Annotated in this window: 18 protein-coding genes; 2 read left to right on the forward strand and 16 right to left on the reverse strand. The window is 64.7% G+C overall.

Going from position 1 to position 18,253, the window contains the following annotated elements; translation table 11 throughout:
• Positions 1-35: 35 nt before the first annotated feature.
• Complete coding sequence (locus BTH42_RS10445) at positions 36-1,820, reverse strand: gamma-glutamyltransferase family protein (protein WP_075298814.1); 1,785 nt, start codon at positions 1,818-1,820, stop codon at positions 36-38.
• 160 nt (positions 1,821-1,980) lie between these two features.
• On the opposite strand from BTH42_RS10445, the gene BTH42_RS10450 reads away from it, so the two are divergent.
• Positions 1,981-2,658, forward strand: a complete 678-nt coding sequence (locus tag BTH42_RS10450; RefSeq protein ID WP_075298817.1) for a FadR/GntR family transcriptional regulator — start codon at positions 1,981-1,983, stop codon at positions 2,656-2,658.
• 87 nt (positions 2,659-2,745) lie between these two features.
• On the opposite strand, the gene BTH42_RS10455 is transcribed toward BTH42_RS10450, so the two are convergent.
• Positions 2,746-3,084, reverse strand: coding sequence for a helix-turn-helix domain-containing protein (locus tag BTH42_RS10455; RefSeq protein ID WP_075298819.1), 339 nt, complete (start codon positions 3,082-3,084; stop codon positions 2,746-2,748).
• A gap of 136 nt (positions 3,085-3,220) precedes the next feature.
• Here BTH42_RS10455 and BTH42_RS10460 point away from each other — a divergent pair, with 136 nt between their 5' ends.
• On the forward strand, positions 3,221-3,856 hold the full coding sequence (locus tag BTH42_RS10460) for a glutathione binding-like protein (RefSeq protein ID WP_075298821.1): 636 nt from the start codon (positions 3,221-3,223) through the stop codon (positions 3,854-3,856).
• A 101-nt stretch (positions 3,857-3,957) separates the two neighbouring features.
• On the opposite strand, the gene BTH42_RS10465 is transcribed toward BTH42_RS10460, so the two are convergent.
• From BTH42_RS10465 to dctP, 14 genes are all read right to left on the reverse strand, one after another.
• Positions 3,958-5,310 carry an APC family permease gene (locus tag BTH42_RS10465; protein ID WP_256701941.1) on the reverse strand — a complete coding sequence of 451 codons (1,353 nt, stop codon included), beginning with the start codon at positions 5,308-5,310 and terminating at the stop codon, positions 3,958-3,960.
• A gap of 167 nt (positions 5,311-5,477) precedes the next feature.
• Positions 5,478-6,320, reverse strand: a complete 843-nt coding sequence (locus BTH42_RS10470) for an AraC family transcriptional regulator (RefSeq protein WP_075298823.1) — start codon at positions 6,318-6,320, stop codon at positions 5,478-5,480.
• An 88-nt stretch (positions 6,321-6,408) separates the two neighbouring features.
• Complete coding sequence (locus BTH42_RS10475) at positions 6,409-6,741, reverse strand: Rieske 2Fe-2S domain-containing protein (protein ID WP_075298825.1); 333 nt, start codon at positions 6,739-6,741, stop codon at positions 6,409-6,411.
• A 3-nt stretch (positions 6,742-6,744) separates the two neighbouring features.
• Positions 6,745-7,056 carry a YciI family protein gene (locus BTH42_RS10480; protein ID WP_075298827.1) on the reverse strand — a complete coding sequence of 104 codons (312 nt, stop codon included), beginning with the start codon at positions 7,054-7,056 and terminating at the stop codon, positions 6,745-6,747.
• Positions 7,057-7,058: 2 nt separating this feature from the next.
• Complete coding sequence (locus tag BTH42_RS10485; protein ID WP_075298829.1) at positions 7,059-7,934, reverse strand: intradiol ring-cleavage dioxygenase; 876 nt, start codon at positions 7,932-7,934, stop codon at positions 7,059-7,061.
• A gap of 63 nt (positions 7,935-7,997) precedes the next feature.
• A complete protein-coding gene (locus BTH42_RS10490) occupies positions 7,998-9,065 on the reverse strand; it encodes a maleylacetate reductase (RefSeq protein WP_075298831.1) in 1,068 nt (355 codons plus the stop codon).
• 7 nt (positions 9,066-9,072) lie between these two features.
• On the reverse strand, positions 9,073-10,539 hold the full coding sequence (locus tag BTH42_RS10495; RefSeq protein WP_075298833.1) for an aldehyde dehydrogenase family protein: 1,467 nt from the start codon (positions 10,537-10,539) through the stop codon (positions 9,073-9,075).
• Between the two features lie 127 nt (positions 10,540-10,666).
• Complete coding sequence (locus tag BTH42_RS10500) at positions 10,667-11,686, reverse strand: hydroxyquinol 1,2-dioxygenase (protein ID WP_075298835.1); 1,020 nt, start codon at positions 11,684-11,686, stop codon at positions 10,667-10,669.
• A gap of 42 nt (positions 11,687-11,728) precedes the next feature.
• The gene (locus BTH42_RS10505) at positions 11,729-12,229 is read right to left on the reverse strand and encodes a hydroxyquinol 1,2-dioxygenase (RefSeq protein WP_075298837.1); all 501 of its coding nucleotides are present in this window, start codon (positions 12,227-12,229) and stop codon (positions 11,729-11,731) included.
• 172 nt (positions 12,230-12,401) lie between these two features.
• Positions 12,402-13,331, reverse strand: coding sequence for a LysR family transcriptional regulator (locus BTH42_RS10510; RefSeq protein WP_075298839.1), 930 nt, complete (start codon positions 13,329-13,331; stop codon positions 12,402-12,404).
• A gap of 142 nt (positions 13,332-13,473) precedes the next feature.
• A complete protein-coding gene (locus tag BTH42_RS10515) occupies positions 13,474-14,763 on the reverse strand; it encodes an MFS transporter (protein ID WP_075298931.1) in 1,290 nt (429 codons plus the stop codon).
• A gap of 571 nt (positions 14,764-15,334) precedes the next feature.
• Complete coding sequence (locus BTH42_RS10520) at positions 15,335-16,627, reverse strand: TRAP transporter large permease (RefSeq protein WP_075298841.1); 1,293 nt, start codon at positions 16,625-16,627, stop codon at positions 15,335-15,337.
• The gene (locus tag BTH42_RS10525; protein ID WP_075298843.1) at positions 16,624-17,178 is read right to left on the reverse strand and encodes a TRAP transporter small permease; all 555 of its coding nucleotides are present in this window, start codon (positions 17,176-17,178) and stop codon (positions 16,624-16,626) included. Before BTH42_RS10525 ends, BTH42_RS10520 begins: the two co-directional genes overlap by 4 nt.
• Complete coding sequence (gene dctP / locus BTH42_RS10530) at positions 17,175-18,191, reverse strand: TRAP transporter substrate-binding protein DctP (RefSeq protein ID WP_083654729.1); 1,017 nt, start codon at positions 18,189-18,191, stop codon at positions 17,175-17,177. Before dctP ends, BTH42_RS10525 begins: the two co-directional genes overlap by 4 nt.
• Between the last annotated feature and the right edge of the window lie 62 nt (positions 18,192-18,253).

Raw genomic sequence — 18,253 nt, forward strand, 5'->3', positions numbered from 1 at the left:
GGCTTGTTCTCCTCTACGATCGACGCGCTGGACGTCTATCGTCCGATCGCATAAGCCTGCATCTGACGCGGCGTGGCCGCGCCGCGCATCAGGCCATTGCGGATGCCGACCGCGCATACGCGGCCCAGCGCCCACGGTTCGGCGACGGTCAGATCGTGGCCGCGCGCGCGCAATTCGGCGAAAGTACTCTCCGGGAAACGCGCTTCGGCGGACATCTTGCCGAGCTGCATCGCGCGCGGATAGAACGAGCCGGGGAAGTGCGCGGTCTGGAACGACGGCGCATCGGCGGCGGCCTGGAAGTTCATCCCGCCATGCACGTGCTTGAGGAACAGCTGCAGCGACCACTGATCCTGCTGGTCGCCACCGGGCGTGCCAAACGCCGCGTACGGCTTGCCGTCGCGCGTGACGAGCGTGGGCGACAGCGTGGTGCGCGGACGGCGGCCCGGGCCGAGCGAGGACGGCAGACCTTCCTCCATCCAGAACATCTGCGCACGCGTGGTGATGTTAAAACCAAGACCGGGCACCGCCGGCGATGCCTGCAGCCAGCCGCCCGAAGGCGTGGCCGACACCATGTTGCCCCAGCGATCGACGACGTCGAGATGCACGGTATCGCCGCGCAATTCGGGCAACGGCGCGAACGTCGGTTCGCCCTGGCCGAAGCCGCCCGCCTGCTCACGGCCGGCATTCGCGACGATGCGCGCGGCGCGCTGTGCGCTGTCGCCGAGCAGACCGGGACGGAATTCGAGCGACGCGCGTTGCGGGTCGATCAGCCGGCGGCGGTCATCGTTGTACGCATCGCTGAGCAGCACATCCATCGGCACGTGAGAAAAATTCGGGTCGCCGTAGAACACTTCGCGATCGGCAAACGCGAGCTTCGAGCATTCGATCACCGTATGGACGAAGTCGGGTCCGAGCGGATCCATCGCGGCGAGATCGAAACCCTTCAGCAGTGCGAGCTGTTGCAGGAACATCGGTCCCTGGCCCCACGGCCCCGTCTTGTGCACTCGCAGGCCCGCGTAGTCATACGACACCGGGTCTTCGTAAGTCGGCTCCCAACGCGCCAGATCGCCCGCATCGAGCAGGCCGTGATTGCGCTGGCCGGACGTATCGAGCACCGCGGTCGAGCGGAAGTACTGATCGATCGCATCGGCGACGAAGCCGCGATAAAACGCGGCGTGCGCGCGTTCGCACTGTTCGGCGCGGTCGCTGCGGGTATTCGCTTCGCGCAGGATGCGCTTGTAGGTTTCGGCGATCGCGGGATTGGCGAACAGATGGTTCGGCTTCGGCGCTTCGCCATTGCGCAGCCATTGTTCAGCGGAGGTCGTCCATTCGGTGCGGAAAAAGTCCTGAATCGCGAGGATCGACGACGCCATGCGCGGCAGCACCGGATAGCCGTTTTCCGCGTAGCCGATCGCGTAGCTGAGCACGTCTTCCAGTTGCAACTGGCCGTAGTCGCGCAGCAAGGTCATCCAGCCGCCGAAGGCGCCCGGCACGACCGCGGGCAGCAGACCGGTGCCCGGGACGACATCGAGCCCCATCTTGCGCATCCGCTCGATGGTCATCGCGGCGGGCGTCACGCCTTGTCCGCACAGCACCCGCACCCGGTCCTCGCGCGCGCTATAGAACACGACAGGCAACTCGCCGCCGGGACCATTCAGATGCGGCTCGACGATCTGCAGCACGAAGCCGGCGGCAGCGGCGGCATCGAACGCGTTACCGCCTTTTTCGAGGACGGCCATCGCCGACGCGCTCGCTAGCCAGTGCGTCGAGGCCACCATGCCGAATGTGCCGATCAGTTCCGGGCGGGTAGTAAATGACATTGCGACTCCGTTCTGCAATTGAACCAATATATAAATGGTTCACTCAAACCGAAAGTCTATGGCCAACGTCATGGGATTACACCGGGGGTTAACCCGTTGCTCCAGCATTACAAATAACCTGCTATTGTTTGAACCAATTTCTAATGGTTCAGAGACGGGTATGAACGCACAGATACTGAATGCGCTGCTCAGCTACATTGACGAGCATCAGTTGAAGGACGGCGACACGCTGCCGGCCGAACGGAAGCTAGCCGAGGAGCTGAGCGTCAGCCGCCGCGAGTTGCGGCTGGTGCTCGCTTCTCTCGAGGCATCTGGGCGGGTGTGGCGAGGCGTCGGCCGCGGCACCTATCTGGGCGCGCGGCCGACGAAGTTCGAGCCGTCGTTGCGGGGCTTGCGCGCGCGCACCAGCCCGGCGGACATCGCCGAAATGCGCCTTCTGTTCGAGCCCGCGCTAGCGGCGCTTGCCGCGACGAAGGCGACCGGCGACGATCTGCAGGAGTTGGAGAAGTGCGCGCGGAAAAACGCAGCCGCGAAAAATGACGACGAATGGCAACAATGGGATCATCGTTTCCATCTGTTGATCAGCCAGGCGACGCGTAACCCGGCGCTCATCGCGTTGATGGAGGTGATCAACGGCATGCGTGTCAAACCCGACCTGCGCGAAAAAACCGTCGCACAAGACACGCGGCAGTTTTTTGCGCAACAGCATCAGGCCATCGTCAATGCACTCAAGGCGCGCGATGCGGACGCTGCCGCGCGGTGTGTACGCGAGCATTTGCTGAGCGTGCAGGGGTATTCGTCGGCAAAGCCGAATGAAAAGGCAGTGCGCGAGATCTGAGGCTTCGACCTCATCCAAATCGATCGTTCGATCCGCATCGTGTGCGGTCGATCACACTTCGCGGCACTGCGGCTCATCGAGGCGGACTCAAATCATGAAATGCTCCAGTTCCGGGCGACTCTTAAGCCAAAGGCCAAAATCGCGCATGACCTCGACGACAGGTTTCAACCGCTGACCATCCTCGGTAAGCCGGTACTCCACTTTGACGGGGACTTCGGCGAACACGGTTCGCTGAACCAGACCCACCTGCTCCAAGGCACGCAAATCAAGCGTCAACATACGCTGGGATATTCCCGGGACGTCCCTGCGCAGATCATTAAACCGCTTCGGCCCGTCAAGCAGGTACGACACGAGCAGTAGGCGCCAGCGACCACCCAGCAAGCGCATTGCCTCTTCGACCGAACATCCAGTTGCACTTCTCTTCATCGTTTTCCCGGGTAAGTATATTTTTTGTACCTATATCACAAACTTCTGCCTTCTTCTCTTTTTATCCTTGGTGCGCGATATTAGCTGCCACGCCATATCGGCGGCGACATACCGTTTCGATCATGAGGAAAAATGCATGAAGCTATATCACGCACCCGGCAGTTGCTCGCAGGCGATTTGCATCGTCTTGCAGGAAGCCGGATTGAGTGCGGACATCATTAAAGTCGATGCCCGCAAGCATTTGCTGGAGGACGGAACCAGCTACTACGACCTTGCCGAGTTGGGCTACGTGCCCCTCCTGCAACTAGAGAACGGCACGGTTCTGCGCGAAGGACCGGTCATCGCGCAATATCTTGCGGACCAGCGCCCCGAAACAGGATTGGCGCCCGCGTACGGCACGATGGAACGCTATCGACTGCTCGAATGGCTTAACTTTCTGACGTCTGAAATTCATAAAGGCTTCATTCCACTTCTCTATGCCGTCGCAGCCGGAAAGTGGATCGAGACTGCCAGACCAAAGCTCGAACGCAGATACGAATGGATTAATCAACAGCTATCCGGCAAGCAGTTTCTGATGGGAGACATTTTCACCATCGCCGATGCCTATCTATTCGCGCTGACGGGGTGGGGTAAGGCTGCATGGATGAAGTCTGTCTACAACGCGAATATTGACTTCAGTTCGTACCGTCATCTTCAGGCATGGTACGAACATGTCTGTAATAGACCGGCGGTGCAGCGTGTTCTGAGTGAAGAAAGATCTTTAGGCAGTTGAAGCACTATGAAGCGAATTCGGGCGCGTATCGCGGCCGTGTGCGTCCAGCCATGCTCAAAGAAAATTGAACACGTTCACCGCCCAACAAAATCAACATCCCCTCATTTCCCAACCCCAACTTCAACCGTCCACCGCCCGACCCATGCAACTGCCGCTCCAATAGCAAGCCACAACGCTCCCCCAACAATTCCCTTTGTACCGCTTGCGACCAGCAACAACACTGTCATACCCAACGCTAATGGCAACAGTACATGGGGCAGCGGCGTCCTGAATGCCGGCGAAGCGCTTTTAGTTGTCCGCAGTTTCATCAGCACGAGCAGCGGCGGCACGAAATGCAGCACATAAAGAAAGCCACCGATCGACGTCGCACTCGCCGACGAGCCGAATAGCGCCATCAGTATCAACATGCCCCCGCTCACCAGCACGGCGACCTGGGGCGTGCCGGTTTTCGGATGCACGTACGCGAGTGGAGACGGCAACAGACCGTCGCGCGCCATTGCGAAACTGATCCGCGATGTGACGACCAGCACCGCGTTTGCGGTCGCGGCGGTCGTCACCACCGCAATCACCGCAACCAGACGGCCGCCCCGATCCCCAAGGAAATGCTGCGCGGCCTCGCTGAGCGGCGCCGGGGAAGCGCCCAGCGTGTACCAGTCAACGGTTCCCAAAGCAGTAAATGCAACCAGCAGATAGATGCCGAGCACGATCGCGAGCGTGATCAGGATTGCGCGCGGCAGGTTCTTCTCCGGCCGCTCGATTTCTTCTCCCGCAGCCGCAACCATATCGAAGCCGCCAAACGCGAGAAAAGCAATCAGAGCGCCCGACAGGATCCCCGTGACGCCATGCGGCGCCCACGGGCTGAAGCGGGTGAGTTCAATCGCATGCGCTCCGGCCATCGCAAAGCCAAGCAGGCCAACTATCGCGAGGCCAATAACCAGCACCTGAACCTTGCCCGCTATTTCGACCCCGCGTGCGTTGATCAGTATGCACGCCAGCACGAGCGCAACCGCGGACCAAACTTGCGGCACGCCCGTCAGCGCATTCAGGTACCCGCCGAACCCGAGCGTCACATACCCGCTCACGAACACGTACGAGCCCCAGAATACCCATCCCATCAGAAAGCCCCAGCGGCTTCCGAGTACCTGACGCACGAATGCATAGCCGCCTCCAGCGTGCGGAAACCGGCAGGCCAACTCCGCGTAAGGCAGTGCGATCACCAGCGATGCGACGAATGCGAGAGCAAACGACAGCAGCGCAGCCGGCCCTGCCAGCGCGGCCGTCTGGCCGACGAGAACGAAAATGCCGCCTCCGATCGTTCCACCGACTCCCACCGCCACCGCGCCGCGCAAGCCCAATGAGCGCCGCAATTGCACGCGTGCCGTCTTCCGGGTATTCGCGCTCATGACCGCGATCCCGTCGCGTTTTGTCGATTGTTTTGTCGATTGCAGACGCATTGCCCCTGCGACCGCTGCGAGGACGTAATGAGTCGATCAGAAAAGGGGCGAGCGACGGGGCGCTCGCAGACGAATACGGCCATGGCGACTTCCAGATTGATTCGAAAGCCCCATTGTTCAGAGAGTTGCGGCCGGCGTATTGGCAAAAATTGCAGCGCCGCGCGCCTTCAGTGCCGGCGCCCGTCAGCAGCGGCTGCCGCGAACTGCTGCGGTGTGATGCCATAACAGCGCTTGAAGTTTTTGGTCAGCGCGCTCTGGTCATAAAACCCGGTCAGCGCGGCCACGTGCGCGATCGGCAGTCCCTGCGCGAGGTAATGGCGTGCGTTCGTGAGTCTCACCTGCGTGAGATACAGGTGCGGCGTCAAGCCGAGGCAGCGTTTGAAAAGACCAATGAGCTGGAACGGAGTCAGGCCGACCGCGGCACTCAGGTCCTCCAGCAGCAGTTCATCGGCGTATCGATCGTTGACCAGATCGGTTACGACGCGCAGCAGCGCCTTGTCGCGCGGCGCCGGCTCGATGCGCCCGCCGCCGCAGCCATGGCGTTCGTAAAGCTGGCCGAACGTGGAGAAAAGCAGTTCGCGCTCACGAAAAACATCCTTCCCGTCCTCGAGGGAAACGTGCAGCTTCAGAAAGGAGGCGATGAGATCCGGGTCGTCGAAGAGGTTTCGTATGAAGTACGGCGACTCCTCGATTCCGAGGCCATCCGTGACGGTAGCGATCGCCGATTCGGCAAGATAGAGCGACCGATACCGCCAACGCTCGCTCCATCCCATCCATCCCGAGTGGGCCTCTGCCGGATTGAAGACGAGCAGCGTGGAAGTCCGCGCTTCATCGGTCACGCCGCGGCTTTTGAAAACCGAGCCGCCCGACTCCGTAATCGCAATGACGAACCCATCGTGCGTGTGGGGCGCGTATTGCTGAGTCGTGAAATCGGCCCGCATCAGGCTCAGGCCCGGCGTGCGCGCGTGCCACCAAAAGTGAGCCTGGTTTGCTGAATCGTTGCGGGCCACGGAGAAGTATCGGAAGCGCTAGGAGAGAGTATTGGACGCTGGAACTCCAGCATCGAACCGCTATTGTAGCCCCGGGCCAGCCGCTCGCTCACCGATCCAGTACCACGCGCGTGCCCGCCTCCACCCGCACCCGAACCACATCCAACCCGGCCCCCATACAAGGCCCATCGATACAGTGCCCATCCTCGAACCGGAACAACGCGCTGTGATGCGCGCACATCAGCACCTGCGAGCGGTAGCACATCACATCGCCCGGCTCGAAATCGAGCGGCACCGAAAAATGCGGACAGCGGTTCGCATACGCCCACACCTGCCCGCCGCGCCGCACGATCACCACCGACCCGCCGGCCTCGGGCGCATCGACCACGCGCGCGCCGCCGTCGGGCACGTCATCGACCGCACATAGCGCCGTCGCGTTCATCGCTCACACTCTCCGCTCGGGGTTGCCGAGACTCCAGTCCCACGGCCGGATCTCGACGCGGTCGAACAGACCCGCCTGCATATACGGGTCGTGGCTCATGAACTCCATCACGTCGTCGATCCGCTCCGCTTCGACGACCAGCAACGTGCCGTTCATCGCATCGCATTGCGGCGCCAGCGTCGGACCGCCGAGGCGCACGAACACGCCGCGATGCGAGTCGCCGCGCAGCCACGTCCGATGCACCGGCCGCACCCGTTCGCGCACGTCGCGCATGCCGGGTTTATCGGTGGCGAAGACCGCGAAATAACGTCCCATCGTCAGGCGCTCCGGTCGAGTACGAAGTCGTAGCGCGCTTCGCGGAACGGGCCGTCGAAACCGAAGCGCCGTGCGAGTTCGTGATCCGCGGGCCGCTCGCAATAATCGACCAGCAACGACGGCTTCACGCCGAACACCGCATCCGAGCCCAGATATTCGTCCTCGTGATCGAACACGTGCGTGACCAGCGTGCGATGACCGGGCGCGTCGATCATGAAGTGCAGATGCGCGGGCCGCCAAGGGTGCCGCCCGGTCGCGTTGAGCATGCGGCCCACCGGACCGTCGGTCGGAATCGGATAGCTGACCGGCACGATCGTCGAGATCGCGTAGCGGCCTTCGGCGTCGGTACGGAAGCGGCCGCGCAGATTGCCGTGCGGCTGTTCGGTGTCCTGACCGGAGTACATGCCGTTCTCGGCGGTCTGCCATACGTCGAGCACCGCATTGGCGAGCGGCGCGCCGTCGGTCGACGTTACACGGCCGTGCACGAGTGCCGGCGTGCCCGGGCTCAGCGCGATGTTCTCGCCGTACGCGCGCTCGGGCATCCCTTGAATGTAGAACGGGCCGAACACGGTGGTGTCGGTCGCGCCGGTCGCAAGACGGTGGTTGATCGCATCGACCAGCATCGATACGCCCAATGTATCGGACAGCAGAATAAATTCCTGACGCACGACGTCGTCGCACATCTTGCCGGTGTCGGTCAGGAAGCGGATCGCCGTCATCCATTCCGCTTCGGTCGGTTCGACTTCGCGCACGAATGCATGCATGTGCCGCACGAGCGCCTGCATCATTGTGCGCAGCCGTTCGTCGGGCGTGTTCGCGAAGCTCGCGACGACCTGCTCGGTCAACGCCTGTTCGGTGTCCTTGTTATCGGTCGACATGTCTTCCTCCATGATTGTTTTCGGCAGCGCGACGGGGCGCGGTACGTCGCGATACAGCGCCGCTCACGCCGGCTCCGCTCCCTGCCACGCGCGTTGCAGCAACGCGCGAATCGCCGCGCGCTCCACCGGCCGCGGGTTCGCATACGGATTCTTGCAGGCGAGATCGGCCGCTTCGTCGAGTCCCTGCTCGGGCATCCCAATCTGTTCCAGCGCGGCCGGAATCCCCAGCTTGCGATTCAACTCGAACAGCAGCGGCCCCGCATCGGCCGCCTGCGTGCCGCCGAGCGCGCGCGCGACGCGCGTCAGCGCATCCGCGGCGGCGGTGTGGTTGTAGTGCGCGGTATGCGGCAGCATCGCCGCATGGGTCTGCGCGTGCGGCAGATTGAACGTGCCGCCGAGCGTATGACAAAGCTTGTGGTGCAGCGCCATCCCGACCGCGCCGAGACAAGTGCCCGCGAGCCATGCGCCATACAGCGCGCGGCTGCGCGCTTCGCGATCGGACGGCGAGCGCACGATTACCGGCAGCGCTTCGCCGAGCGCGCGGATTGCTTCCTCGGCCATCAGACTGATCACCGGGTTCGCGTCTTCCGCATACAGCGCCTCGACCGCGTGCGCCATCGCATTGATGCCCGACGCCGCCGAAATAGGCGCGGGCAGCGTCAACGTCAGCGACGGATCGTAAATCACGGTGCGCGGCAGCACGCGCATATCGCGGCCGGTGCGCTTCAGACGTCCTTCGGTGAGGCCGTAGATCGGCGTCATCTCGGAGCCCGCGTAGGTGGTCGGCACCGCGAGGATCGGCAGCGACGATTCGAGCGCAATCGCTTTACCGAGCCCGACCGTCGACCCGCCGCCCACCGCGACACAGCAATCGGCATCGAGCGCGGCGGCCTTATCGCGCGCCGCCCGCGCGACTTCGACCGGCACATGCATCACCGCTTCGGCGTGCACGCCGGCCGCGCGCGCGCCGAGCACGCGCGCGACTTCATCGGCCAATGCATGCTGCTCGGGCGTCGCGAGGATCAGCGCGCGCCGCGCGCCGAGCCGTTCGATTTCGGCGGGCAGCGCGGCGAGCCCGCCCCATTCGAACACCACGCGCGACGGCGTGCCCTGATAGACGAAGCGCTCCATACGCACCTCAGCGTTTGAAATGCGGCGGCACCTGACCGTCGACGTTGACCCACACCGACCGCGCTTCGGTGTAGTCGTGCATCGCCTCGAAGCCCATCTCGCGGCCGTAGCCCGACTGACCGACGCCGCCGAACGGGCTGCCCGGATTCACGCGCTTGTAGCAGTTGACCCAGCACATGCCCGCGTTAATCTGCGCGGCCATCTTGTGCGCGCGCGACAGATCGCGGGTCCACAGACCGCTGCCGAGACCGTATTCGGTGCCGTTCGCGATCGCCAGCGCTTCTTCGTCGCTGCCGAAACGCAGCACCGTGACGAACGGGCCGAACACTTCTTCCTGCGCGACGCGGTCTTTCGTGCTCGCCGCTTCGACGATGGTCGGACGCACGTAGTAGCCGTTCGCGAGCGCGGCATCCTGAGGCGCGCTGCCGCCGGTCAATACGCGGCCGCCTTGTTGACGCGCGACATCGACGAATTGCAGCACACGTTCCTGATGCTGCTTCGACGTCAGCGGTCCCATTTCGGTGTTCGGGTCGAGCGGATTGCCGAGCCGGATCGACGATGCAAGCGACACGAATCGTTCGAGGAACTGATCGGCGATGCGCTCGTGCAGCACCAGCCGCGAGCCGGCGATACACGCCTGCCCCTGGTTGTGGAAGATCGCCCACGCGGCGCCGTTGATCGCGGCGTCGAGATTCGCGTCGTCGAACACGATGTTCGCGCCCTTGCCGCCCAGTTCGAGCTGCACGCGCTTCAGATTGCCCTGCGATGCCTCGACGATGCGCCGGCCGGTCGCGGTCGAACCGGTGAACGCGATCTTGCCGACGCCCGGATGTTCGGCGAGCCGCTGCCCGGCGGTATGCCCATAGCCGGCGACGATATTGACGACGCCCGCCGGAAAACCGACCTCGGCCATCAGCTCGACAATCCGCAGCGTCGACAGCGGCGTGATCTCCGACGGCTTCAACACCACCGTATTGCCGGCCGCGAGCGCCGGGCCCATCTTCCAGCTGGTGAACATCAGCGGGAAATTCCACGGCACGATCTGCCCGACCACGCCGATCGGCGCGCGCTGCACGTAGTTCAGGAAACCGGTTTCGACCGGGATCACCGAGCCTTGCAGCTTGTCGGCCATCCCGCCGAAGTAGCGGAAGCACGCGGCGGTGCGCGGCACGTCGAGGCCGCGCGAATCGCGGATCGGGTGACCGGTGTCGAGCGATTCGAGTTGCGCGAGTTCTTCGGCGTTCGCTTCGATCGCGTCGGCGAGTTTCAGCAGCAGGCGGCCGCGTTCGGCGGCGGGCAGCGCGGCCCACTTCGGGAACGCGCGGGTCGCGGCGGCTACCGCGAGATCGACGTCGGCGGCGGTGGCCGCGGCGATCTTCGTAATCAGCGAGCCGTCGTGCGGATTGAGCACGTCGATCGTGCCGCCTTCGACGGCGTCGGTGAAGCGGCCGTCGATGAACAATTGGGTTTGCATGAAGAGTCCTCGGGAAAGGCGGGCGCGGCTGGGCCGCGCCTGAGGTGCAGATTGATGCTCGGACAACGCGCGGAAGAAACCGCGCGTTCAGAAGCTCAGAAGCTCAGAAGCTCAGAAGCTCAGAAGCTCAGAAATCGACCGGATACGGCTTCAGTTCGCCGCTCTCATAACGCTTCGGCAGATTCGGCGTCGCGTTCTCCCACACCAGTAGCATCGAGCGCTTGGTCGAATAACCCTGGTGACGGATATCGGCCGGCATCGCGCAGATATCGCCCGCGCGCATCGTGATCCGCGCGCGCGGCGCGCCGGTGTTCTTGTCGCCGATATCCCAGACAATTTCGTCCGACAGTTGCAGGAACCACTCGACCCGGTCGTTGCCGTGGAACACCGGCAGGATGTATTCCTCGGTGGTCGGGCAGAACAGGCTCTGGCCGCACACCGACGTAACCGACGGATTCCACGTGACATCCGAGCGCGACAGGTACTTGAACAGATTGAACGCGTGCAGCTGGCCCTCGAAGCCGGGCTCGACGTGCACTTCCGGTTCGTCCTGAGTCACGTCGGCGAACGCGCGGTTGACCGGCAGATCGTTGCGCAGCGGCGAGTCGCCTTCGAGGCCCGGCATACGGCGCGTCGCAATCCGCGAGCGCTCGATCGCCGCTTCGTTCTCGCCGTGCTTGCGGCCGAACGCAGTGCCGGTTTCCTCGGGCGCGGCGAACGGATCGAAGCCTTCGTTGGTCCAGTCGTGCAGGATCGCCTTGAAGGTCGCCATGATGGTCGGCGTTTCGAAGGTCTCCGAATAATCGACGCCCGCTTCCTTCATGATGCCGTTGAACGAACCCGCGTACATGTCGACCTTGCCGTAGTGGTTACGCGTGCCGAACACGTGGTCGAAGTTGACCCAGCCGTAGAAGAAGCCCCACGCGACGTCGCGCATCATCGCGCGCAGGAATGCGTCGGCGGGTACCGCGTGGGTGCGGGTCTGGCCTTTGGCCGGCCATTGAATCTTGACGAAGTACTCGTCGCGCATGAATTCGAACGCGCCGAGCGTGAAGCGGCGATAGCCGGTCACCGCGTCGGGTGCGCTCGCGCGGACGGTGTCGGCGGCGAAGCCGGCCGGATGATCGAGGGTGTCGAGGGATGCCATGTTCTGTCTCCTGATGGGGCGGATGATCGTTCGGGATGCGTATCAATGCAGGCAGATATCGGCCCACTTCTGCACCGACAGCTCGCCGGCCATCGTCTGCACCAGCGCGGCGCCCGGCTTCTGCGCGGTGAAGCGGTACGCGCAGCCGGCCGGCAGCAGCGACTGATGACCGCGCCGCAGCACCACGTGGCCCATCGCGCGGCCGGCGGGTTGCGCACCGGCGCCGGCGCTGACCGTGCCGTTGCCGCTTTGCGGCGGGGTATCGAGCTTGATGAAATCGATCCGTACTTCACCGTCCATCTGGATCGCGAACTCGTCGTGCGCGCACGCGAACCACGGCGATTGACCTTCGGTGCGCAGCACCTCGATCACGTAGTCGAGGTTCTTGCCGACCACGACTTTCTCGTACGGCGCCGACTTCGCGGCGACTTCGAACACGTTGGAGAACACGTAGTGGCGGGCGTCGCCGGTGGTGATTTCGATCTCGCCCTTGCGGTAGCCGTCGAGCGAGCCAAACACGGTATGGAATTGCGCTTCGGTCATTGCTGTCTCCTGTCAGAGTTATCGCACCGCGTCTGCTTCGCATCGAGGCAAGCGGGTGGCGTTGGCTTCAACTGTAGGAGCACGGCGGGATCGCAACAACCGGCGATCGGGCGATTACAGCATTCGCGCTTTCCAAATAATCGCGGCGCGCCATGCCGTTCGCCCGGCTGGGTTACGTCACCCAGCCGCGCTCGATGAGCGGCCGGTCCCACTCGGGTTCGGGACCCAGGTACTCGGCCAGAAACTCGACCAGCGCCCGCACTTTGAGCGCCTGTCGTTGGGTAGCGGGATACACGGCCGCGAAGTTCAGCGGCGACAGCGTGTAGTCGGTCAGAATCGGCACCAGCGAGCCGTCGAGCAGCGCCGCGCTCGCGACCAGCGTCGGCAGGCACACCACGCCGCCGCCGGTCAGCGCGTAATCGCGCAGCAGATGCACGGAGTTCGAACGGATCATCCCGGGCAGTTCGATCTCGACGGCCTCGTCGCCGCGCGTCATCGTCCAGCGATTGCGCGACGGGTAGCCGGAGTAAAGGGCGGTGGTGTGTTGCAGCAATTCGCGCGGATGCTGCGGCGCGCCATGCTCGGCCACATAAGCAGGCGTCGCGCAGAACAGCCGCCGCACCTTGAACAGACGCCGCTCGATCAGCGATTCGGCGATCGGCGGAAAGATCTGGAACGCGACGTCGAAGCCTTCTTCGATCGGATCGACGACGCGGTCGTTGACGATCACGTCGAGCTGGATGCCCGGATAGCGGCGGTTGAATTCGGCCAGCGGCGCGCCGAAGTGGCCGAGCGCGAAGCCCGGCAGCATCTGGATGCGCAGGCGCCCGGTCGGCGTCGCGCGCAGCTCGCGCATCTGGTCGGTCAGCTCGTTCACGCGCCCGACCACCTCCGCGCACTCGCGATAGAACGCCTCGCCGACGTCCGAGAGCCGCACATGCCGGGTACTGCGATGAAACAGCGGCGCGTTGACGAACTTCTCCAGCTGCTGGATCCGCGTGGTGATCACCGAACTCGTTACGCCCAACTGCCGCGCCGCCTCGGCGAAGCTGCTGGTCTCCGCCACCCGTACAAATGCTTCGATACTCAGAAAACGGTCCATGCTGGGTCCTTGTCCACGCGAGTTGCCCGTCAGTGTAGCCGGGCTCGCGCGCGTGGATGTGCAGCGTTTTCAGCAATAGCGGCCCGCTTGCGGGCCTCTATTGCAGCCTCGCTGACCGAACGCAGCGCGGTCGTCATGCGGCTTACTCGCTCGCCGGCAATTCGAGCGCCGGCGCGCCGCCACGCCGCCGCAATCTGGCCGGCGCGGTCTCTTCGAGCAGCAGGCTCACCACGATGCCGAGCAGCACCGCGCAGATCGGCAGCCACAAAATATTCTGGATCCCGAAGTGAGTCGCGACGAAGCCCGCGATCGCCGGCGCAATACCGCCGCCGAAAATCTCGCCCGCACCGACGACGATCCCGATCGCGGTCGAGATCATCCCGAGCGGCGCGGCCTCGGTGGCCACCGGTCCGGACAGCAGCGACACCAGCCCGAGCGTGAAGAACGACGCGACGAACAGAACCGCGAACAATTGCACCGGCTGCGCGCCAAGGCCGCGAAACAGATACAGCATCACCGCGGTGCCGGCGAAACCGACGATACTCGCGGGGCGACGCCCGATCAGATCCGACAGCCCCGGCAAGCCGAACTGGCCGATGAAACCGCCGAAGCCGATCGCCGACACGACCACGCCCATCCGCTGCGTATCGAGCGACAGATACTCGGTCAGATACAGCGGCAGCATCGCGCCGAGCACGAACACGCCGGTCATCGCGCAGAACAGCGCGGCCATCGCGACCGGGATGTTGCGGCTCTTCAGCACGTCGCGCCAGTTGCCGCGCGCGGCGGGCGCCGCCGCACTACTGTGCGATCCGCCATGCGCCGAAGCTCGCGCCGGTGCGTCCGCGGCCGCCTTCGGCTCGCGGATCACGAAGTACATCAGCACGCCGAGAATCAGGCCCGGCACCGACACCAGCGCGAACACGCCGCGCCACGACATCACGTTGAGCAGTTGCGTCGCGATGATCGGCGCGAGCGCGAGGCCGAACAGCGCGAAACCGCTTTGCTGCAGCCCCAGGTTAAAGCCGCGCCGCTTCGGATGCGATGCGTCGGCGGTCGCCGCGAAGCTGGTCGGACAGAACGAGCCCTCGGCGACGCCCATCAGCGCGCGCATCGCGAGCAGGCTGGTCAGCCCGCCGGCGATGCCGGAGAAGCCCGATAGCAGCGAAAACGCGATGATCGACGGAATCAGCACCTTGCGGCGGCCGATCTTGTCGGAGATGCCGCCCATCAGCGCCGCGAAAATCCCCCACGACAACCCGAGAATGCCGATGCAGTTGCCGACGTCCTGCGCGGTCAGATTCAGGTCCTTCATGATGGACGGAAAGAGCGGCGCGATCAGCCAGCGGTCGAGCCCGACGAGGCCGAAGCCCAGCGCCAGCAGCGCGACGGCCTTCCATTCGTAGGCCACGTCCCAATCGTTCGATTTCATTTGTGTCTCCATGAGCCGGCCGCTGTGCGCGGCCTGGCATTCGCTGCCGCGATCAGCGGCGCCGGGTTCGTCGAATTCAGTGCGAGATGCCGCGCCGCGCTGCGTGATGCGCGATCGATCCAGGATCGACGCGATGGCCGAGGCGGCGGCGACGTTGCGAAGATTGGCGCAAGCGCGCCGCATCAGGTACGGGACAAGCGCCGAATGCGGCATTTGCGAATCGCGAATAATCCCGGCGAATGGCGCGGGAACGAGCGTGGATGAGGGTCCGCGCGGCGCGGCCTACGCCCGCCGGCGGTGTGGCGAGGCCCCCCAGGACAAGCCCGGGTAGACGCGCGCGCGGGCGGCGGGCGGTGGGTCGCCGCGCGAGCCGCACAGCGCGCCTCGCCAGCTGATTCCCCGCCCCGCCCGGCCCGCCTTGCCGCTACGGCGCAGGCATCGCGCTACCGCTGCCCTCAGCGCCGCACCAGCCGATAAACCCGCCTGCGCAGCGCATTGCGCAAGCGCTGCAACTGCCGCGGCCGCCAGATCCAGCGCCCCCTGCCGCTACAGCGGCCCCAGCCGTTGCAGTTCATCGCATCAGCCCCACCAGCCCGAGCGCGATCCCCGGCACCAGAATCACCGCGACCAGCGCGACGACATTGGCGACCAGGAACGGAATCGTGCCGCGGAAGATGGTCCGGATCGACAGATCGGGCAGCATCGTCTTGACCATGAAGATGTTCATGCCGACCGGCGGATGGATCATGCCGATCTCCATCATCATCGCGACGTAGATGCCGAACCAGATCATGTTCGCGCCGAGCGGCTGGACGATCGCGGCGAACACGGGGATCGTCAGCAGCATCATCGCGAGCGCTTCCATCAGCGAGCCGAGCACCACGTAGATCACGGTGATTACCGCGATCACGCCGAGCAGCGGCAGATGCAGCGCATGAATCCACGCGACCAGCGTCGCGGTCAGTCCCGACAGCGTGATGAAGTTCGCGAAGATCATCCCGCCGAACGCGATCGCGAAGATCATCGCGGTGGTCTTGCCGGCCTCGACCAGCGATTCGAGCAGCAGCTTGCCGTTCAGCTTGCGGCGCAGCGTTGCGAACACGAGCGCGCCGCACGCGCCGATGCTCGACGCTTCGGTCGCCGTGAAGATGCCGCTATACAGACCGCCGACCACCAGGATGAACAGCGCGAGCACGCCCCAGATCTTGCCGAGCTTGCGAAACCGCGTCGGCCAGTCGACCCGCACGCCCTCGGGCCCCTTGCTCGGATCGCGCCGCACGGTCCACCAGATCGACAGCAGGAACAGCGTGCCGAGCAGCAGCCCCGGCCCGATCCCGGCGATGAACAGCTTGCCGATGTCCTGATCGGTCAGCACACCGTAAATCAGCAGCGGAAAGCTCGGCGGAATCAGCGCGCCCAGCGTGCCGCCCGAACTCACGCAGCCGGCCGCGAGACTGTCCGCGTAGCGATGGCGGCGCATCGACGGCATCGCGACCTTGGTCATCGTCGCGGCGGTCGCGATCGAGCTGCCCGACATCGACGCGAAGCCCGCGCAGGCCAGCACCGTCGCATGCGCGAGGCCGCCCTTCAGGTGACCGATCCACGCGTTGGCCGCGTCGTACAGTTCCTCCGCGAGATCGGCCTTGTAGATGAAGGTGCCCATCAGGATGAACATCGGGAGTACCGACAGGTTCTCGTTGGCGGCGAGATCGGCGATCGTCATGCCGGCCATCGCGAGCGCCGGTTCCCAGCCGCGGATCAGCGCGAAGAAGCCGACGCCGATGCCGAGCATCGCGAAGCCGAGCGGCACGCCGACGAAGGCGAGCAGCAGCACGGCGAAAAATGCGGTCAGGGCGAGTGTCATGCGGCCTCCCGGCGCAGCAGTGCGGTCAGATGAACGAGCGTGAGCGCGACGAGCACGATCAGCGTGACGCCGGCCAGCGCGCTCATGTAGTACGAAAGCGGCGCGAGCGGCCATTCGAGCACGGTGGTGGTGAGGCGGTTGTGCGAGAGATCGGCGCCGTCGCTCGCGAGCTGCCACGTCATGATCGCCAGCGCGAGCGCGCTGACCAGCAGCACGAACAGCTGCTGCACCCAGCTGCCGACGCGGCCGAGCTTGCCTTGCAGCAGATTCACGGTGATGTGCTGCTGATCGAGCGTGACGAGCGGAAACGCCGAGAAGATCAGGATCGCCATCGCGAAGCGCACCATCTCCGACGCGCCGCGAATCGGTGCGGAGAACCAGTAGCGCATGAACACGTCGCAGAACGTGAGGCCCATGATCACGCACAGCACCACCGCGACGATCGCGCCGAGCACGCGGCGCAGCCAGCGGGTCGCGCAGCCTTTGTCGAGCGCGACGCCGCGGCGCGTCGCCATCGTGTTCAGCGGATCGGATTGCTGTGACGGAATCATTGCGCCTCCTGTTGGGCAACCGAGCGGTAGTACGCGAGCGCGGCGGGACCGTCGACATGCAAACGCGCGGCATTCGCGAGCCATGCGCGGTCGAGCGGCTGAGCGAGACCGCGCAGACTGTCGAGGAACGCGGGGCTCGGCTCGATCAGCTTCAGCCCCTGCGCGACGGCTTCGGCGCGCGCCTGGCGGTTGACCTTGTCGAGCGCGGCCATGCGGCGCGCGAACGCTTCGCCCGACAACGCGGTGATCGCGTCGCGATCGGCCGGCGCGATCGAGTCCCACACCTCGCGGTTCACGAACAGCGAGAAGCCGGGCGCGGTGACGCCGCCGGGCACCGAGGTTTCGTAGCGCGCATAGCGCAGTACGTTAAAGCGCGCGGCGTCCATCTCGGGGATGCCGGCGAAGCCGTCGACGGTGCCGCCCGCCACCAGCTCGCTCATCTTCGCGGCCGGGGTCGCGACCACGCCGGCGCCGGCGCGATCCATCAGCGTCGACGCGACGCCGGGCAGCGCCCAGAATTTCACGCCATGAATCGAATCGAGCGACGTAACCGGACGATGCAGCCCGTAGATCTCGCCGGCCGGAAACACGGCCAGCGCGAGCAGATGCACGTCGCGATACTGGTCGGCCGGCTCGAAATATTTCCGGTAGGTGCGCCACAGCGACACCGACATCGCCTCGGCGGTCGACGAACCGAGCGGCAGGTGCGCGAGCTGCACGAGGCTGGCCTTGTTCTGGATCATCCCGTTGAAGATGTACGCGCCATCGACGATGCGTTTTCTGACCACGTCCCACTGCTGCTGCGGCGAGCCGATACTGGTCGGCGGAAACACGATCTTCACGCGGCCCTGGGTGGCGCGTTCGACGTCGGCGGCCCAGGGCTTCATCACGGCGACGTTGAAAATGTGTTGAGGCGGCAGGAACGCGTTGATGACCAGCGTCGTCTGTGCGCGCACGACGGCCGGCAACGCGATCCACAGCACCGCGAAGGCGACTGCGATAAGGCGGACCATGAGTTGTCTCCAGCTATTGAAATAGTTTTACCGGCGCCCGCGCGTGCTGCCCTCTGACGGGG

Origin of the sequence: Burkholderia sp. SRS-W-2-2016, assembly GCF_001931485.1 — a bacterium.
Taxonomy (GTDB): Bacteria; Pseudomonadota; Gammaproteobacteria; order Burkholderiales; family Burkholderiaceae; genus Paraburkholderia.

Coding starts and splice junctions, on each gene's coding strand:
- BTH42_RS10445 (WP_075298814.1), bottom strand. CDS start 1,820: ATGTCATTTACTACCCGCCCGGAACTGATCGGCACATTCGGCATGGTG.
- BTH42_RS10450 (WP_075298817.1), top strand. CDS start 1,981: ATGAACGCACAGATACTGAATGCGCTGCTCAGCTACATTGACGAGCAT.
- BTH42_RS10455 (WP_075298819.1), bottom strand. CDS start 3,084: ATGAAGAGAAGTGCAACTGGATGTTCGGTCGAAGAGGCAATGCGCTTG.
- BTH42_RS10460 (WP_075298821.1), top strand. CDS start 3,221: ATGAAGCTATATCACGCACCCGGCAGTTGCTCGCAGGCGATTTGCATC.
- BTH42_RS10465 (WP_256701941.1), bottom strand. CDS start 5,310: ATGCGTCTGCAATCGACAAAACAATCGACAAAACGCGACGGGATCGCG.
- BTH42_RS10475 (WP_075298825.1), bottom strand. CDS start 6,741: ATGAACGCGACGGCGCTATGTGCGGTCGATGACGTGCCCGACGGCGGC.
- BTH42_RS10480 (WP_075298827.1), bottom strand. CDS start 7,056: ATGGGACGTTATTTCGCGGTCTTCGCCACCGATAAACCCGGCATGCGC.
- BTH42_RS10485 (WP_075298829.1), bottom strand. CDS start 7,934: ATGTCGACCGATAACAAGGACACCGAACAGGCGTTGACCGAGCAGGTC.
- BTH42_RS10490 (WP_075298831.1), bottom strand. CDS start 9,065: ATGGAGCGCTTCGTCTATCAGGGCACGCCGTCGCGCGTGGTGTTCGAA.
- BTH42_RS10495 (WP_075298833.1), bottom strand. CDS start 10,539: ATGCAAACCCAATTGTTCATCGACGGCCGCTTCACCGACGCCGTCGAA.
- BTH42_RS10500 (WP_075298835.1), bottom strand. CDS start 11,686: ATGGCATCCCTCGACACCCTCGATCATCCGGCCGGCTTCGCCGCCGAC.
- BTH42_RS10505 (WP_075298837.1), bottom strand. CDS start 12,229: ATGACCGAAGCGCAATTCCATACCGTGTTTGGCTCGCTCGACGGCTAC.
- BTH42_RS10510 (WP_075298839.1), bottom strand. CDS start 13,331: ATGGACCGTTTTCTGAGTATCGAAGCATTTGTACGGGTGGCGGAGACC.
- BTH42_RS10515 (WP_075298931.1), bottom strand. CDS start 14,763: ATGAAATCGAACGATTGGGACGTGGCCTACGAATGGAAGGCCGTCGCG.
- BTH42_RS10520 (WP_075298841.1), bottom strand. CDS start 16,627: ATGACACTCGCCCTGACCGCATTTTTCGCCGTGCTGCTGCTCGCCTTC.
- BTH42_RS10525 (WP_075298843.1), bottom strand. CDS start 17,178: ATGATTCCGTCACAGCAATCCGATCCGCTGAACACGATGGCGACGCGC.
- dctP (WP_083654729.1), bottom strand. CDS start 18,191: ATGGTCCGCCTTATCGCAGTCGCCTTCGCGGTGCTGTGGATCGCGTTG.